This is a genomic window from Aequorivita sp. CIP111184 (assembly GCF_900489465.1).
In the GTDB taxonomy this organism is placed as follows: Bacteria; Bacteroidota; Bacteroidia; order Flavobacteriales; family Flavobacteriaceae; genus Aequorivita.
Window position 1 is genome coordinate 305,248 of record NZ_UEFQ01000013.1, and the last position, 16,547, is coordinate 321,794.

13 protein-coding genes are annotated in these 16,547 nt (G+C 39.1%); 9 read left to right on the plus strand and 4 right to left on the minus strand.

All coding sequences use genetic code 11. From position 1 onward, the window contains the following. Positions 1-14: 14 nt before the first annotated feature. From AEQU1_RS01505 to AEQU1_RS01520, 4 genes are all read right to left on the minus strand, one after another. Positions 15-5,483 (minus strand): HYR domain-containing protein, encoded by a 5,469-nt coding sequence (locus AEQU1_RS01505; protein WP_111878227.1) that lies wholly within the window; start codon positions 5,481-5,483, stop codon positions 15-17. Positions 5,484-5,547: 64 nt separating this feature from the next. Beyond that, on the minus strand, positions 5,548-6,063 hold the full coding sequence (locus AEQU1_RS01510) for a phage tail protein (protein ID WP_111878229.1): 516 nt from the start codon (positions 6,061-6,063) through the stop codon (positions 5,548-5,550). A 31-nt stretch (positions 6,064-6,094) separates the two neighbouring features. Then, complete coding sequence (locus tag AEQU1_RS01515; RefSeq protein WP_258455079.1) at positions 6,095-6,610, minus strand: phage tail protein; 516 nt, start codon at positions 6,608-6,610, stop codon at positions 6,095-6,097. Between the two features lie 33 nt (positions 6,611-6,643). Next, positions 6,644-7,195, minus strand: a complete 552-nt coding sequence (locus AEQU1_RS01520) for a hypothetical protein (protein WP_111878231.1) — start codon at positions 7,193-7,195, stop codon at positions 6,644-6,646. Positions 7,196-7,378: 183 nt separating this feature from the next. Between AEQU1_RS01520 and AEQU1_RS01525 the strand changes: the two genes are divergently transcribed. The 9 genes from AEQU1_RS01525 to AEQU1_RS01565 all read left to right on the plus strand — a co-directional run bounded on the left by AEQU1_RS01525 (position 7,379) and on the right by AEQU1_RS01565 (position 16,546). After that, positions 7,379-8,413 carry a hypothetical protein gene (locus tag AEQU1_RS01525; protein ID WP_111878232.1) on the plus strand — a complete coding sequence of 345 codons (1,035 nt, stop codon included), beginning with the start codon at positions 7,379-7,381 and terminating at the stop codon, positions 8,411-8,413. Between the two features lie 132 nt (positions 8,414-8,545). Next, the gene (locus tag AEQU1_RS01530; RefSeq protein ID WP_111878234.1) at positions 8,546-9,634 is read left to right on the plus strand and encodes a sensor histidine kinase; all 1,089 of its coding nucleotides are present in this window, start codon (positions 8,546-8,548) and stop codon (positions 9,632-9,634) included. A 5-nt stretch (positions 9,635-9,639) separates the two neighbouring features. Then, positions 9,640-10,956, plus strand: a complete 1,317-nt coding sequence (locus AEQU1_RS01535; RefSeq protein WP_111878236.1) for a sigma-54 dependent transcriptional regulator — start codon at positions 9,640-9,642, stop codon at positions 10,954-10,956. Positions 10,957-11,358: 402 nt separating this feature from the next. Continuing rightward, entirely contained in the window at positions 11,359-12,654 is a 1,296-nt protein-coding gene (locus AEQU1_RS01540; RefSeq protein WP_111878237.1) for a Glu/Leu/Phe/Val dehydrogenase, read from the plus strand. A gap of 90 nt (positions 12,655-12,744) precedes the next feature. Then, a complete protein-coding gene (locus AEQU1_RS01545; RefSeq protein WP_111878239.1) occupies positions 12,745-13,161 on the plus strand; it encodes a GreA/GreB family elongation factor in 417 nt (138 codons plus the stop codon). 43 nt (positions 13,162-13,204) lie between these two features. After that, positions 13,205-13,585 carry a hypothetical protein gene (locus tag AEQU1_RS01550; RefSeq protein WP_111878240.1) on the plus strand — a complete coding sequence of 127 codons (381 nt, stop codon included), beginning with the start codon at positions 13,205-13,207 and terminating at the stop codon, positions 13,583-13,585. 32 nt (positions 13,586-13,617) lie between these two features. Then, positions 13,618-14,751, plus strand: coding sequence for an NAD(P) transhydrogenase subunit alpha (locus AEQU1_RS01555; protein ID WP_111878242.1), 1,134 nt, complete (start codon positions 13,618-13,620; stop codon positions 14,749-14,751). A 3-nt stretch (positions 14,752-14,754) separates the two neighbouring features. Next, positions 14,755-15,051, plus strand: coding sequence for an NAD(P) transhydrogenase subunit alpha (locus tag AEQU1_RS01560; protein ID WP_111878244.1), 297 nt, complete (start codon positions 14,755-14,757; stop codon positions 15,049-15,051). A 106-nt stretch (positions 15,052-15,157) separates the two neighbouring features. Further along, on the plus strand, positions 15,158-16,546 hold the full coding sequence (locus AEQU1_RS01565; protein WP_111878245.1) for an NAD(P)(+) transhydrogenase (Re/Si-specific) subunit beta: 1,389 nt from the start codon (positions 15,158-15,160) through the stop codon (positions 16,544-16,546). Position 16,547: the final 1 nt, after the last annotated feature.

The window sequence follows — 16,547 nt, forward strand, 5'->3', positions numbered from 1 at the left end:
AATTATGAAATAATTTACTCTTTTAATAGTCGTTTTGTAATCTGACCTTCTTTGCCAATAAACTTAACATAGTAAGAGGAAGCGGCTAGTTGGTGCACATCTATAGATTTTAAAGTGCCCATTCCACGAAGATCGGCGGTCATAACCAATCTGCCCCTTAGGTCGTAGATTTCAAGTCTTTCCAGGTCAATACTCTGAGGATTTCCAATGTTTAGAATATCCTTAGTTGGAACAGGGTACATCGTTATCGTTCCAAGATTTTGGTCAGTATCGCCAACACCCAATATACTCTCAACTGTAAGTTCGAATGTACAAGTTCCTATATTTCCATACGCATCCGTTGCCGTAAGGGTAATGGTATACGTTCCGTCGGAAAGTGTTGTTCCCGGCGCTGGATCCTGTGTGAATACTGTAAGCGGATCGGTACAGTTGTCTATTGCCGTTGCCTCTCCCGTTGCAAAGTAGTCCGGTACAATGTAGAACAGGTTTCCCTGTCCCGGATCTACCGTTTGGTCTGCTGGACAAGTAACTACCGGCGCAAGAAGGTCAACTGCAGTTACCGTAGCCGTACAAGTGGCCAGGTTCCCGTTGTTGTCTTGGCTGAAGATCTGAACGGTTACTGGGGTTCCGATATCTGCACAGCTAAATTGGGTAATGTCCACGGCTACCGTAAGGATACCACAGGCATCATCGTTGCTCGTTATCACATCGCTTGGATCAAGAGTGGCGGTGCCATCTGCTCCAATTTCAATGGTGAAGTCTTGACAAACCAGAATAGGGTTTGTATTATCCTCAACCGTTACGATAGCAGTACAAGTTTCAGTGTTTCCGTTTACGTCGGTTACAGTTAGTACAATGGTGTTGTCGCCGATGTTTGAGCAATCAAAAGTATCAATATCAAGATCATAGCTTGCAATACCACAGGCATCTGTGCTGCCATTGTCTATGTCCGTTCCAAGAATAGTTATTGTTCCTGTTACAGGATCTAGTTCAACGGTTATGTTCTGACATACTACCACTGGGGCGGTTACATCCTCAACAGTGACAATTGCGGTACACGTATTTGTGTTTCCGTTTACATCGGTAACTGTCAATATTACGTTATTATCACCAATATCGCTACAGTCGAAAGTATCAATATCTATTGAAATATTCGCCACACCACATTGGTCGGTACTTCCTCCATCAACATCAGCTGCAACAATACTTGCGTTTCCAGCGGCATCCAATTGGATAGTGATGTTCTGACAAACTGCAACTGGTGCCTCATTGTCGATCACCGTAATGGTAAAGCTACAAGTACTACTGTTTCCGTTTACATCGGTTGCAGTGAACTCAATGGTTGTTGTTCCTACTGGGAACATACTTCCACTTGAGTCTCCCATTGTCTGTAAGATTGTGTCAACACCACAATTGTCAAATGCGATTGGTGTTGAGAAGTTTACAATAGCAGAGCAGTTGCCCGCATCAGTATTCACCGAAATATCCGCAGGACAAGCTATTGTGGGTGGGATGCTGTCTTGTACTGTTACTATTGTTGTACAGGTAGAAACATTGCCATTAACATCAGTTACTGTTAGGGTCACCGAGTTAGGACCTACATCTGCACAGGTAAAGTTTGTAATATCTATCGTAGTGCTGGCAATGCCACAAGCATCCGTGCTTCCGTTATCAATGTCTGCAACTGTAATACTTACCATTCCATTGGCATCCAATTGGATGGTGAATGGAGCGGCACAGTTTGCCACCGGTGGTACATTGTCCTCAACAGTTACAATAGTTGTACAAGTTGAACTGTTGCCGTTTACATCGGTTACTGTTAATGTTACCGTGTTTGGACCTAAATTACTACAGTCAAAATCTGTTATGTCTATTGAGGTACTTGCAACTCCGCAGTTGTCAGTACTGCCATTTTCAATATCGGCTAATAAGATGCTAGCCATTCCATTAACATCCAATTGGATTGTAAATGGTGCAGCACAGTTTGCAACTGGAGGTTCTGTATCCTCTACAGTCACAGAATCTGAAGCGCTATTTGTACAACCATTAGCCTCGCTAAATGTATATGTTAATGTGTGTGTTCCATTACCCGCAACACCTGCATCAAATGCATATGTCATACCATTTCCATCATCCGTAACACCAGGGCCACTATAAACACCTCCAACTGGAGATCCTCCTCCTTGCCCAGTTAATATTGCACTTGGACAAACAGGGCTCGTCGGCGCTGAAAATGTAACTATTGGTAATGTATTTATTGTAACACTAACGCCTGAATTATTTGGACAAGTTCCAGACGTTGTGTAAGTAACTGTATATGCTCCAGGTATACTGGCAGACACATCAATTGTTCCGGTTGCAGCATTAATTGATAAGCCTGCTCCTGAAGTGAAAATTCCTCCACTTAATCCTGTAATTGTTGGTGTTGGATCTGCCCCATCTACACAATATGCTGAAGCATTGTAGCTAAACGAAGCATCGTCCAAAGCATTTATAGCAACACTCACATTAGAACTATTCGAACAAGCTCCAGTCGTTGTGTATGTAATCGTGTATGTTCCTGGTGTACTAGCAGATACATCAATCGTTCCTGTTGAAGCATTAATTGATAAGCCTGCTCCTGAGGTGAAAGTTCCTCCAACCACACCTGTAATTGTTGGGGTAGGATCTGCAGCATCTGCACAATATGCAGCAGCACTGTAGTTAAATGAAGCATCATCCAAAGCATTTATAGTAACACTAACACTAGAACTATTTGGACAAGTCCCCGATGTTGTGTAAGTAATTGTATATGAGCCAGGTGTGCTAGCAGATAAATCTATGGTTCCTGTTGCAGCATTAATTGATAAGCCTGCTCCAGAAGAAAAAGTTCCCCCAGCTAAACCTGTAATTGTAGGAGTAGGATCTGCAGCAGCTATACAATAGGAAGCAGCGCCGTAACTAAACGATGCATTATCCAAAGCATTTATAGAAACACTAACACTAGAACTATTTGGACAAGTTCCAGACGTCGTGTAAGTAACGGTGTATGTGCTAGGCGTACTGGCGGAAACATCAATTACTCCTGTTGAAGCGTTAATTGATAAGCCTGCTGGTGATGAAGTGAAAATTCCCCCCGCTAAACCTGTAATTGTTGGTGTTGGATCTGCAGCACTTACACAATAAGAAGCAGCACTGTAGCTAAACGAAGCGTCATCCAATGCATTTATAGTAACACTAACACCAGAACTATTTGGACATGTTCCAGCTGTTGTGTATGTAACTGTGTATGTTCCAGGCGTACTGGCGGAAACATCAATTGCTCCTGTTGAAGCGTTAATTGATAAACCTGCTACTGAAGTAAAAGTTCCCCCAGCTAAACCTGAAATGGTTGGTGTGGGATCTGTCGCATTTGCACAATAGGAAGCAGCACCGTAACTAAACGAAGCATCATCCGCAGCATTTATAGTAACATTCACACTAGAACTGTTTGAACAAGTTCCAGAGGTAGTGTAAGTAACTGTATATGTTCCAGGTGTACTGGCGGACACATCAATTACTCCGGTTGCAGCATTAATTGATAAGCCTGCTCCCGAAGTGAAAGTTCCTCCTACTAATCCTGAAATGGTTGGTGTAGGATCTGCCGCATTTGAACAATAGGAAGCAGCGCTGTAGCTAAAAGAAGCGTCATCTAATGCAAAGACTTCTATGTCATCTGTTACAGAATTTCCACTTTCTGTATAAGTTAATGTGTGTATTCCAACACCCGCTGTAGCAGGATCGAAACTGTAGGTCGCGCCATTACCGTCATCGGTAACTCCTGGGCCACTATATACTCCACCAGTAGGCGTTCCTCCGCCAAGACTAGTTTGCACTCCAGCATCAATACATAAATCTGCTGGGGCTGTAAATGAGGTAAGTATTACTGAATAACCACAACCAGAATTTGCAGTAGGCACGAATTCAGTGTTATCATTATTTATCCAATATTGAATATCATTGATTATTGCTGCAATTTGAGCTGCAGTCCCAGTAATTGGAACTCCTCCAGGAACGGAAGAACAATCAAATTGCCAGTTGTCAACCTCTGTTTCAGGAGTTCCTGCAACATAAAGCCTAATAGCGTTTACCCCATTTGTCAATTGATCAGGCAATGCCGTGGTTTGGTTTGAAGTATTTGCTCCATCCCAATCAGCATCGGTTGTTCCCCCAGGGTCCACATTGTTGTGGATAGCGGCAATAAAACTAGGGGAAGCAGCTGTACCTTGATAAGCAAATAATTGGTCTCCAATGGAAGACAATACACTTCCAGACATAAAACTTCCAGGCAAAGTAACTATATCTCCTGCACTCATTGCAGATGGTGCATACCAAGTTGCACTGCCATCACCTCCAGAAGATGCACAGGTAATTGTGTTTGGATTTGAAACCCCACAATCCGTTAATTTTATATTTGTTCCGGCAATTATATCTTTCAAAATTATAAAAGCAAAAGAGTCAGTATCATCTAAATTAAAGCCCACAAAAGCAATATCGCCGGCTGCTAATACTGTGGAAGGTGGTTCGTTGATTGTTACAGGTATAGTACAAGTTGCAGTATTTCCTGCTTCGTCAGTAGCTGTTAAAACAACAGAATTAACACCAACACCAGCCATAGTTCCAGCTGTTGGAGATTGTGTAATTGTAATATTTACTGGATCAGAAACATCATCTGTAGCCATTGTGCCACTCACTAAATCCGGTATAGCCGCCATTCCATCAATCCCCGCTATAATTGGCGCAGGAGTAGGTGCACAAAAAATTTCAGGCGGTGTAGTATCTCCACCAGTAGTAACTGTAAAAGTACATCCTGATTCCACTGCTGGATTATAAACCGTAGTATTATCGCTTACCCAGTTTGCTCTATTATTTACAATTGCCCTAATATCAGCTGCTGTTCCTACAACGGCACCACCTGCCAATACACAGCTAAACTGCCAGTTATCTGCCTCAGGGACTAACCTTACTGCGGTAGTACCAGTAACCAAAGCATTTGGAAGGGCCGAAGTAGAATTGCTATTTGCAACACCATCCCAATTTGCATCATCACCTCCAGCTGTTATATCGTTGGACTGCATACCAGCAATAAATACTGGAGTAGCGGTGGACCCTTGAATAGCAAAAATTTGATCCCCAATGGAACTATAAGAAGCTGGTGCCAACGGAGCCATATTTATTGTTACAACATCACCAGCGCTTCTAGCTAAACCAGAAGTCCAAGTAAACTCACCATCACCATTGGTGGCAAAAAATCCAGTGCCATCATTCCAACCCATATCAGTAAAAATAATGGTAGTGGCGGCGTCAATATCCTTGAGAAGAACAAAAGTCACATTATCATCAGCGCTTAACGCATAATCTGTATTACTGCCTATAAAAGCAATATCTCCTGCGGTTAAAGCTGTTTGGCTATTGCTTATGAACGTTGCAAAAAGCAATAAAATTAATAGGGTAATTTTTTTCATGATTTTTTAATTTTTAGGTAAGTTCAATCTGGGGAGATTTTATTATTAAAGTGGTTCTAATTCATTAGTTTCTTGAAGGAAAAACACCTTGTAATGCAATAATATATCGTATTACCATATAAGGCTGCATATTGTTTATAGGTTGCCCGCCTCCATTATTTGCTACTGCAGCACCTGACATTACTACGTTTGAAGAGGTACCAAAAGCATTGGTACCATCTCCAGCAATAAAAGCACCCGATGGATCATCAGAAGTTCCTTCATCCTTAGCATTTATGGCATGACCATGAGATGGCATTTGTGAAAGGGCTATTGTATTCGTTTCACTACCAGATTTTTGCCCTTGTGGCCTCGTGCTAAGGCCAGGGCCTGTGCCTGTGTGTAAACCAACTCTACCCCTCATGTCCGGAAGCGCAAAGGTTGTTCTCCCGTCACCTCCATATATTGTACCTATTAAAGAAAAAAGAGCTTGGTATGAATTTATTGGCAATAATTGGCCGTCACAATTGGCCCAGCTTCGTGGCGCAAAATTTCCAGCAAACATGGAAATTTCTGCTATAGTTGGATCTGAAATTGACATAATATTTTTTTTTAAAATTAATTATTGTGGTTTAATTTCTTGATGGAAAAATACCTTGCAACGCAATAATATAGCGTACTACCAAATAAGGTTGCATATTATTAATTGGCTGGCCTCCCCCATTATTTGCTACAGCAGCGCTTGACATTACTACATTTGAAGAGGTGCTAAAAGCATTGGTTCCATCTCCAGCAATAAAAGCACCCGATGGATCATCAGAAGTTCCTTCATCCTTAGCATTTATGGCATGGCCATGAGATGGCATTTGGGCAAGTGTCATTATATTGGTTTCTACCCCAGATCTTTCTCCCTGCGTGCGCGTGCTAAGTCCAGGCCCAGAGCCTGTATGTACCGCAACTCTCCCTCTTAATTCTGGGAGTCCGAAAGTAGTTCTGCCGTCACCACCATAAATAGTACCTATTAAAGAAAATAAGGCTGTGTTCTGTGAAATTGCTTGTAATTGACCATCACAATTGGCCCAGCTTCGTGGCGCAAAATTTCCACCAAACATGGAAATTTCTGCAATGGTTGGATCGTAAATTGACATAATATATAATTTGAATTAGTTAGTAAAATATGATTAGACTGAAAGGTTAAAATTAATAGTAGCTTCACCTAAAAAGGTTTCTTTTCGCGGGAATAATTTTTCGCCCAGATTCCTGTTTTTGGCCCAATGGTCACTTGTTATGTGTGCGCCATTTTCAGTTAAAGCCAATTCCGTAAAATAAGTGCTTTCTGAGTTTGAAACTTTAAAATAAATACGCGCACTCTTGCCTTCTTCTTTATTTGGAAAATCGGTTATAAACTCATATTTGCCATTTTCGTCTGTTTGTAATTTTGCGCGATGTCTATATTTACAGGAGTTTGGGGAAAGATGCCAAACCTCAACAGTTGCATTCCTTAAAGGTGTAACGCCGTCTATTTCATAGATAATTCCATTCACAACAACTGGATTGCCATTGAAAAAATCTTTTCTTAAGTCGCTTTTGGTTTCTGCATAAGGGTTATAGCCCAAAAAGGGGCTTTCTGAAGTAGTAAAGGCACTTGTTAATGTGGGGGTTAATACAGCTAAACCCGTTATGGCAAAAGCAGAATTGCGCATAAAGAGTCTTCGCGAAGTAGTGTTTTTCATAATTTGGTTAGTTAGATTTTAAGAATCAACTAATTAAAAATTTAACAAATAATTTTGAAAAAGTTAACGCATAAATATTTGATATTGCAAGTTATAAGATAATGGTTAAACCTATATACGTAGTAACACGTAAATTAAATTGTTCTATTTAGATGTATATTAGCGGTGCTAAAAAAACAAAATATGCCTACCATTGCTAAAAAAAAACTAGCTGAAATCACTCAAAACTTACTTTCTGAAAATATTGAGAATGCTTTTTTAAAAAAAACATTAGAAGAGCTAAAACTACTTTTGGTAGAAGTTTCTGGGCTAAATCAGGAAGCTGCCGTTAACTCCGAAAATATATTTTTATCCTCCGGAAAAGCAATTGGCCCCAAGTGGGCGGGAATGTGCCTTGAAGACATTCCCCGAACACATAAATTCATAAAAGCTATTCAACAAGCAGTACAGGAAACTCTCAAAAAAAATCCCCAAAAACCTGTTACCATTCTCTACGCGGGCACAGGGCCTTTTGCAACATTGGTATTACCATTATTATCTCTTTACAAACCTTCGGAATTACAACTTATTTTGCTGGAAGTAAACACAATTAGCATTGAAAGCTTAAAAAGAATAATAAAAGGTTTTGATGTTTTTGAATATATAAAGGCTATTTATCATTGTGATGCTTCAAATTTTATAGTCCCTTCAGAATTTGATGCAGACATACTTTTAATAGAATGTATGCAACACGCACTGCTTCGCGAACCGCAAGTGGGTATTTCCTATAATCTTTTACCGCAAATGAAAAAAGAAGCGGTTTTGATTCCCGAAGAAATTTCGCTGCATTTGGCACTAATTGATACAGAAAAAAAAGATGAATATTTAGCAATAGAAAACAACGAAGAAAATAGGGATTATTACAAAAATTCCGAAGCCGTTTTTACGCTCAACAAAATTGAAATAATTGAGAACTGTACTAATTTTAAAAAAGAAGGTTTTCAATTTCCTGAAAAAGAAACTCATTTTTCCGAAGAGCAACTCAGTAATCATGACCTAATTGGAGTTTCAACAGAAATTACAATATTTAAAAATATCTCATTGAATACTGATGAAAGCGGACTTACAGTTCCATTATTATTAGCAGATTTAAACCACGATCAATCTGTAATTGGAGCCAAAACACAATATATTGTAGGTTCAGAACCAGGCCTTGAAGCTCAATTGGTTCGATCTTAAACCGTGTTTTCTACTTTTATGAAATAATCTGTAAAATTGTTTCAGCATCATTTTACTTTTTTTGAACAAGCATTGTATGAATGTGCAAGTGTTATAATTCAATACCTTTGAAAAAAGTTTGAAGTTGTTTTTATGACATTGGAGAAAAACCTTAAAGAACGAATTAAAGAGCTTACATGTTTGTATGAAGTCTCTTCCATTATTGTAAATAACGATTATAAGGAGCTGGACAAAACCCTTTTTTCCATTGCCCTGAGCCTTCGAAAATCATTGCAATACAGCAAAAATGCTACTGTAGAAATCATTTCAGAACCCTATCATCTCATATCGTCTGCACTTCCGTCTAAAACCGTTTCTATTGAGAGTACTATCAACGTTTTTAACGAACCCAAAGGCTTCATTAAAATTCACTACCCTGCAAAAAAATTCACTAAAAAAGATTTTTTAACCGAAGAGAAAAAATTGCTAAAAAACGTGGCAATCAATGTTGGTGATTTATTGGAACGGGTAGCGATTCGCGAAAACGAAGCCGTCGTAAAGCGGAAAATGGAGCACGCAGACCGACTCGGTATTTTAGGCGAAATAACTGCAGGAATAGCACACGAACTCAACACACCGCTCGCCAATATTTTAGGCTTTGCGGAACTGTTGAAAAGTAAAGAAACTGATAATACGCAAACCAGTAAAGACATTGATAAAATTATAAACAGTGCCATTTTTTCACGTGAAGTGGTAAAAAAACTAATGTTCTTCGCGTGCGAAATGCCGCAAAATCTAGGACAGACAGACATCGTTCCCGTTATTAACGAAGCCATGAATTTGCTGGATCCAACGTTTAAAAAGAACGAGGTAAAATATAAGGTCACACTTCCAAAAGGAGAAGTTTTACTGAAAGCAGATACTATTCAATTAACGCAGGTTATATTCAACCTTGTTTTAAATGCAATCTATTTTTCACCCAAAGATGGTTTAATAAAAATCACTTTGGAAGAAACGAAAAAGAAAATAATACTAAAAATTTCTGACGAAGGTCCCGGTATTTCTGCTGGAAATGTTCAAAAAATTTTTCAGCCCTTTTTCACAACAAAAACCGTTGGCGATGGTTCTGGTTTGGGCTTGAGCGTTGTTCACGGAATAATTAGAAGTCACCGCGGAACAATAGATTATCAACCAAATATTCCCACGGGAGCCACTTTTATTATTACTTTTCCAAAACAATAAAACCAATGCTTCAAAAGGAAAATATACTTATTGTAGATGATGACATCAATATTTTGGAACTGCTCCAAAGGCATTTGCATTCGCTTGATTATCACACATACAAAGCAATTTCCGTTAAAGAAGCCGTCGCCATTTTGCGCGATACAGAAATAGATTTATTGATAACCGATTTAAAAATGCCCGAAGTGGATGGCTTCCAACTCATTCAATTTGCTTCGGAACATTACCCAAATATGCCAAAACTGGTGGTTACAGGCTATCCTTCAATACAAGACGCACTTTCTGCCATAAAATCTGGCGCGGTAGATTATTTGGTGAAGCCATTTACAAAGGAAGAATTGAAACAGAGTGTTTTGAAATCGCTTTCCACAAAAAAGAAACGAAAAACCGCAACCGAAACTGCTGAAACAAAAAAATACAACGAAATAATTGGCGAAAGTGAAGTCATTAAAAATGTAACCCAAATAATTGATCGTGTAAAAGACAACAAAGCTACCATTTATATTAGTGGCGAAAGTGGGACGGGAAAAGAACTCGTGGCACGTTCAATTCATTATAACGGCAAGTTTTCACGTGCGCCTTTTATTGCAGTAAATTGCGGCGGAATTCCCGAAAATCTTTTGGAATCTGAACTTTTTGGGTACATAAAAGGCGCCTTCACCGGTGCTAACGATAATAGAGAAGGATTTTTCCAAGCGGCGGAAGGAGGTACTATTTTTCTAGATGAAATTGGTAATGCCTCATTAGCAGTCCAATCTAGACTTTTGCGGGTTTTACAGGAAAAGGAAGTAGTAAAAGTAGGTGCCCGTAAAAGTGAAAAAATTGACATCCGCGTTATTGCCGCCACCAATAGCAATCTGAAAGAAATGATTGCAAAAGAAACTTTTCGTGAAGATCTCTTTTATAGATTAACAGTTGTTGAAATCGAGGTGCCACCGCTTCGAGAGCGAAAGGAAGATATTCCATTGCTGGCTGATAAATTCCTCTTTAAATATGGCAATGAATATAAGGACCGCTACATTACTTTAGATACTGAAGCGCTAGCACTTTTACAGCGTTATGATTGGCCCGGCAATATTCGTGAACTTGAAAACGTGATTCAGCGCGCTGTGATTATGTGCGACAGGACCATAGGTGTAAAAGATTTGCCCGACACCTTAAAATATCAAATAGACTTCCCCAAAGATAGCTTACTTTCATTAAAGGAAATGGAGAAAAAGTATATTGAAAAAGTACTTGCAGCAACAAATAATAACCAAACTAAAGCCGCAGAAATTCTTAAAATTGACCGGAAAACACTTCGCGGAAAAACGAAAGAATAGATTTTTCCAACTTCTCAATACTCAGTACTCAATTCTCACTACTAAATAGGGTAATCTCTCCCCAACGAGGAAAATACTCCCCAATTACTTCTTCATAAATATTTCATCTAAAAATATTTAAACATCTATTTATTAATTAGTTAAGTATTCATTGTAAAATAATTTATGTTGATGGCACACCCATTGCCAATAGGAATTGCAAACAATAAGTAACTATGAATACAAATCCTATAAATCTTTGCCCTAATTGTGCGCATGCTCCTTATTGTGTGTTGACGCATAACAAAAGTGTGGTGTTTGCGTGTAGCGAATTTGATGAGCTACAGTACCAAGCCCCTATGCCAATAATAAACATTAAAAAAAGGAAACCAGAACTGGTAACAGTTTAAAAAATTAATTAAAATGATAAACTCACAAACAGTGAAAAAACCCAAACCTGTAAAAAGAGGAATGTTAGACAACGTGTTGGAACAATTCAACAGTGCCGCAGACTTAATAAATCTGAACCCAAACGTTCGCAAAATTCTTAGTATTACCAATACGGAAATCATTATTCACTTTCCAGTGAGAATGGATAATGGCGAAGTAGAAATATTTACCGGCTACCGCGTGCAGCACAATAACGCACTCGGTCCTTACAAAGGCGGTCTTCGTTACCATCCAACAGTAGACATAGATGCTGCACGTGCTTTGGCAATGTGGATGACATGGAAAACATCTTTGGCAGGTTTGCCTTACGGAGGTGCGAAAGGAGGTATTCAGATTGATCCATCAAAATATTCTAAAAGTGAATTGGAGCGCATTACGCGCAGATTCACTTATGCTTTAGGTGAAAATATTGGCCCTGAGCACGATATTCCAGCGCCAGATGTAAATACTAACGACCAAACCATGGCGTGGATTGCTGACACCTATATGAGTACAAAAAGCACAAGTGAGCGTTCAAAAAATCAGCACGTAGTTACGGGAAAACCTGTAGGTAGTGGTGGTTTGGAAGGTCGTGACCGTGCAACAGGCTACGGTGTGTTTTTAACTATTAAATTTTGGGCCGAAAAAAACAATGAAACCCTAAAAGGAAAAACATTCATCGTTCAGGGATTTGGAAACGTGGGCTATTGGGCCGCGCATTTCCTTGAAAACGAAGGCGCAAAAATGGTGGGTGTACAAGATGCCTTCGGAAGTGTTCAAAACAAAGAAGGAATTACCGTAGAAGATCTTTTTAACTACGGAAAAGCCAATAATGGTAGTATCGTAGATTTCCCAGAAGCTACTGCTATGGATGGTAAAAATTTCTTTGGTTTGGATTGTGATATCTGTATTCCTGCAGCATTAGGAAACCAGATTACAAAGGAGAATGCACATTCAATAAAAGCTACTTTAATTGCTGAAGGCGCCAATGGCCCAACAGATGTTGAAGGAGAAAAAATACTTATTGAGCGTGGCATCACTATTATTCCAGACATTATGTGCAACTCCGGTGGCGTAATAGGGAGTTATTTTGAATGGCTTCAAAACCGTAATGGAGAGCTATGGCAAATGGATGAGATCTTGGAAAAACTGGAGAAAAAACTTCGATCTACCTTCAAGAAAGTCACCGCCTATTCCGAAGAAAATGGAGTGGATATGCGCACTGCCGCTTTTGCAATTGCAATAGAGCGAATTGAAAAAGCATACATTTTAAGAGGGATTTTCCCATAATCGAACTGAACCAATAAAGGTGGAACATCTATTCTTAACCGTCATTAATGGCAAGGATGTTCCACCTTAAATAATAATGAAATAGAAATCATGAAATATGGAAATTTGATATTAGAAAAAAAGGAATACGTTTTTTTAAAACGCCTTTTGAATGTTTCTGGCTATTACAAAGATGAAAACACAAAGGTTTCACTCAAAAAATTAAGCAGTGAACTTACTAGTGCAATTATTTATGATCACGAAGAAATGCCAGCAGATGTAATTCGCTTTAACAGTGTCGTTAAAGTTCTGTCCGGAACATGGCAAACAGAATTTCAGTTAGTAATTCCTACGTCCCGAGATATTGCAGCTAATAAAATTTCCATTTTAGCTCCAATGGGCTCAGCGGTTATGGGTTATGCTGAAGGTGATTCAGTAGTATGGAATTTTCCAAATGGCACTAAAGAATTACAAATTACCAGCGTAAAGCAGGCGGAAAGACCAATTGATATAGACGTACTATTATAAGTATTGAGAATTGAGAATCCAAAAATCAGTAATATTTTAAATTATGCAGATTTACGATCACGACACCCCAGAAACAATCACATTTAAGAATAACTGTATTGAATTGGATAACTGGATAAATCACTTCGGTTATATTGAAAAAGAGATAGACAACCTGCTAAACCTTAGCAAAGGAGATCTCTCCAATACGCTGCAGAACGAGGATGTTTTAAATAAACTTTCAATTAAAAAAGAAGAAAATATTATTAATCTGAACGCTTTCAGAAAATACAAGGATAGTTTACCTCAAGCTGCAGAATGTGAAGATGTTGACTGTGACATGTTTTATGTGAACGAGCATGAAAAATACAGAAAAGCATATATGTTTCATTTAGAAAAATACAGAAATATAAAAGAAGAATACTTCAATATTTTAAGTAAATAATAAATTGAAAAATTTAGTTCAGAAAAAAAATTATGAGCGAACAGCCGCAGCCCAACACAATAGGAATTCTAAAAACCCCAAACGATCCGCGGGTTTGTTTGTTGCCCAAAGAAGTGAAACGTCTTACCGGGGAGTTAAAGCTCAAATTACTTTTTGAGCCCGGGCTGGGTAGCTCGCTTCAAATTGATGATACAGAATATGAAGAAGCTGGCGCAACGTGCCAATCTCGGGAATCAATATTTAAAAATTCGGATACCATAGTATCTATTAACCATACTTTTAGCGAAGTGGAAATGAAGGGGGGTTGTTGCTTCATTGGTATTTTCAACCCCCTCTTTCATGAATCCAAACTCGCTATTTATCAAAAACACGGCGCTACGGTTTATAGTTTAGACCTTTTGCCCCGAACCACTTTAGCGCAATCCATGGATGTGCTATCATCCATGGCGTCCTTAGCAGGTTATAGGGCGGTTATAAAGGCTTCGGAAACATATAACGGTGTATTTCCCATGTTTACTACTGCTGCCGGAACACTTACTCCTGTGAAAATTTTGGTACTCGGCGCAGGTGTTGCAGGTTTACAAGCCATAGCCACTGCCAGACGTTTGGGCGCAATAGTAGAAGCTTTTGACGTGCGCAAATCTGCTGGGGAAGAAGTGCGGAGTCTTGGCGCAACCTTTATTGAAGTGGAAGGTTATACCGAATCTTCAAATGCCGGAGGTTATGCCGTTGAGCAAAGTGAAGCATACCAAAAAAAACAGAAAGAATTGATTCACAATCATATTCTTACCGCAAACATTGTAATAAGTACAGCAAATATTCCTGGAAGAAAAGCACCTTTATTAATTGAAACCCGCTCAGTGGAAGCCATGCAATCTGGTAGTGTAATTATTGACTTAGCAGCTGAACAAGGTGGAAACTGTGAGCTTTCAAAAAATAAAGAAACAATCAATTACAAAGGTGTTACTATTCTAGGAAACTCAAGCCTTGCTGCTGAAATACCTGCTGCAGCTTCAAAATTGCTTTCAAATAATTATTTCTCCTTTATAAAATATAAACAAAAAGCAGAAAGTCAAAGCGATGATCCATTATTAATCACCTGCCAAATAATGAATGAAGGCGAATGGACGCATCCACATTTCACCAAACAACTACAACTAGTTTAAATTATGGACTTCATAAATCAACACATCCAAGAGATTTATTTTGTTATTTTCTGTGTCTTTATTGGTATAGAAGTAATCTCCAATGTTCCCGCTATTTTGCACACACCGCTTATGAGTGGCGCTAACGCCATTAGCGGCGTTATTTTAGTTGGTGCAATCATTGTAATGCTTAGAGTGCCGGGAGACGATTACCTAAACCTCACTTTAGGGGGAATCGCTGTTTTTCTTGGCACTCTTAATATTTCCGGAGGATTTTTTGTTACAGGCCGAATGCTGAAAATGTTCAGTCCAAAAAAATAGACGTAAGAATGAATGATATAAGACGTAAGACGGTTTCGGCAAGAAAATTAGTCCTACGTCTTATGTCTTTTCGTCCTTGGTCCTTCACAAATAATTTCAAAATAAAATGTACGCAATCATAGAAGTAGGTTATTTAATTGCCACCCTTTCCTTTTTGGGAGGATTGAAGTTTATGAGTTCCCCAAAAAATGCAAAAACCGGAAACCTAATTGCTGCTATGGGCATGGTCCTGGCCGTGGTGCTCACGTTTTTAGCAGCAATTACAGCCACAGTTCCATATACTAATTTAGTAATCATGCTTTTGGCTATTGCCATTGGAACTATTATTGGCAAACGTCTTTCAGACAAAGTTGAAATGACCGGAATGCCACAACTAGTTTCGCTATTCAATGCAACGGGCGGTGGTTGTGCCATGCTTTTAGGGCTGGTTGAAGCCAACCAAATAGATCTTTCAACCGCAATTCTGGGTAATAAAATTTTATTGATTGCAGGTTTAATTACAGGTGCCATCGCCTTAACGGGAAGTATTATTGCAGAGCGAAAACTTGCCGGAAAAGTAAAAGATAGACGCAGTAAAACCGTAATCTTTTCAGCAAGAATACTTTTAGTATTGATGGTATTATTGCCAGTACTCTATTTCATCGGGATCATTCCAATTGGTTTTAATGCTCTTATGTATATTTTGGCAACTCTCGCAATGCTTTATGGCGTTCTTTTTGTATTGCCCATTGGTGGCGCAGATATGCCCGTGGTTATTTCACTTTTAAATAGTATTACAGGTATTGCCACTGCTTTCGCAGGTTTCGTATACGGAAACAAAGCAATGATTGCAGGTGGTATTTTTGTGGGTGCAGCGGGAATTTTGCTTACACTTTTAATGTGCAAAGCGATGAACCGTTCATTATTAAAAGTTCTTGCCGGAACATTCAAAAAGAGTAAAAACGGTATAGTTGAAGAAGAGCAGGATATAAAGGAAATCAGTATTTCAGAAACAGCTTTATCGCTTTCTTTCGCTCAAAAAGTTGCGATTGTTCCTGGGTATGGACTTGCAGTTGCACAGGCGCAACACATTTGCGGACAATTGCAACAGTTATTGGAAAAGCGCCACGTGGAGGTAGATTACATAATCCATCCTGTCGCAGGCCGAATGCCGGGGCATATGAATGTGCTGCTTGCTGAGGCCAACGTCGAATATTCCCACTTAAAGGAAATGGACGAAGGCAACGAAAACATGGAACAATACGATGCCGTTTTAGTAATTGGAGCCAATGACGTGGTAAACCCCGCAGCTGAAAACAATCCCGATAGCCCAGTTTATGGAATGCCCATCATCCGCGCTTATGAAAGTAAGCAAGTAATCGTGATGAAACGCAGTATGGGCAAAGGCTATGCGGGAGTGCAGAATGACCTTTTTGGATTAGACAATTGCAGTATTCTTTTTGGCGATGCAAAGGCTTCTTTACAGGAAATTGTGAATCAGCTGAAATTGATATAAT

Excerpts from the sequence above, each read along its gene's own strand:
- AEQU1_RS01520 (WP_111878231.1), bottom strand. The coding sequence starts at position 7,195 with ATGAAAAACACTACTTCGCGAAGACTCTTTATGCGCAATTCTGCTTTT.
- AEQU1_RS01515 (WP_258455079.1), bottom strand. The coding sequence starts at position 6,610 with ATGTCAATTTACGATCCAACCATTGCAGAAATTTCCATGTTTGGTGGA.
- AEQU1_RS01565 (WP_111878245.1), top strand. The coding sequence starts at position 15,158 with ATGTACGCAATCATAGAAGTAGGTTATTTAATTGCCACCCTTTCCTTT.
- AEQU1_RS01545 (WP_111878239.1), top strand. The coding sequence starts at position 12,745 with ATGAAATATGGAAATTTGATATTAGAAAAAAAGGAATACGTTTTTTTA.
- AEQU1_RS01560 (WP_111878244.1), top strand. The coding sequence starts at position 14,755 with ATGGACTTCATAAATCAACACATCCAAGAGATTTATTTTGTTATTTTC.
- AEQU1_RS01550 (WP_111878240.1), top strand. The coding sequence starts at position 13,205 with ATGCAGATTTACGATCACGACACCCCAGAAACAATCACATTTAAGAAT.
- AEQU1_RS01555 (WP_111878242.1), top strand. The coding sequence starts at position 13,618 with ATGAGCGAACAGCCGCAGCCCAACACAATAGGAATTCTAAAAACCCCA.
- AEQU1_RS01540 (WP_111878237.1), top strand. The coding sequence starts at position 11,359 with ATGATAAACTCACAAACAGTGAAAAAACCCAAACCTGTAAAAAGAGGA.
- AEQU1_RS01510 (WP_111878229.1), bottom strand. The coding sequence starts at position 6,063 with ATGTCAATTTCAGATCCAACTATAGCAGAAATTTCCATGTTTGCTGGA.
- AEQU1_RS01530 (WP_111878234.1), top strand. The coding sequence starts at position 8,546 with ATGACATTGGAGAAAAACCTTAAAGAACGAATTAAAGAGCTTACATGT.
- AEQU1_RS01525 (WP_111878232.1), top strand. The coding sequence starts at position 7,379 with ATGCCTACCATTGCTAAAAAAAAACTAGCTGAAATCACTCAAAACTTA.
- AEQU1_RS01505 (WP_111878227.1), bottom strand. The coding sequence starts at position 5,483 with ATGAAAAAAATTACCCTATTAATTTTATTGCTTTTTGCAACGTTCATA.
- AEQU1_RS01535 (WP_111878236.1), top strand. The coding sequence starts at position 9,640 with ATGCTTCAAAAGGAAAATATACTTATTGTAGATGATGACATCAATATT.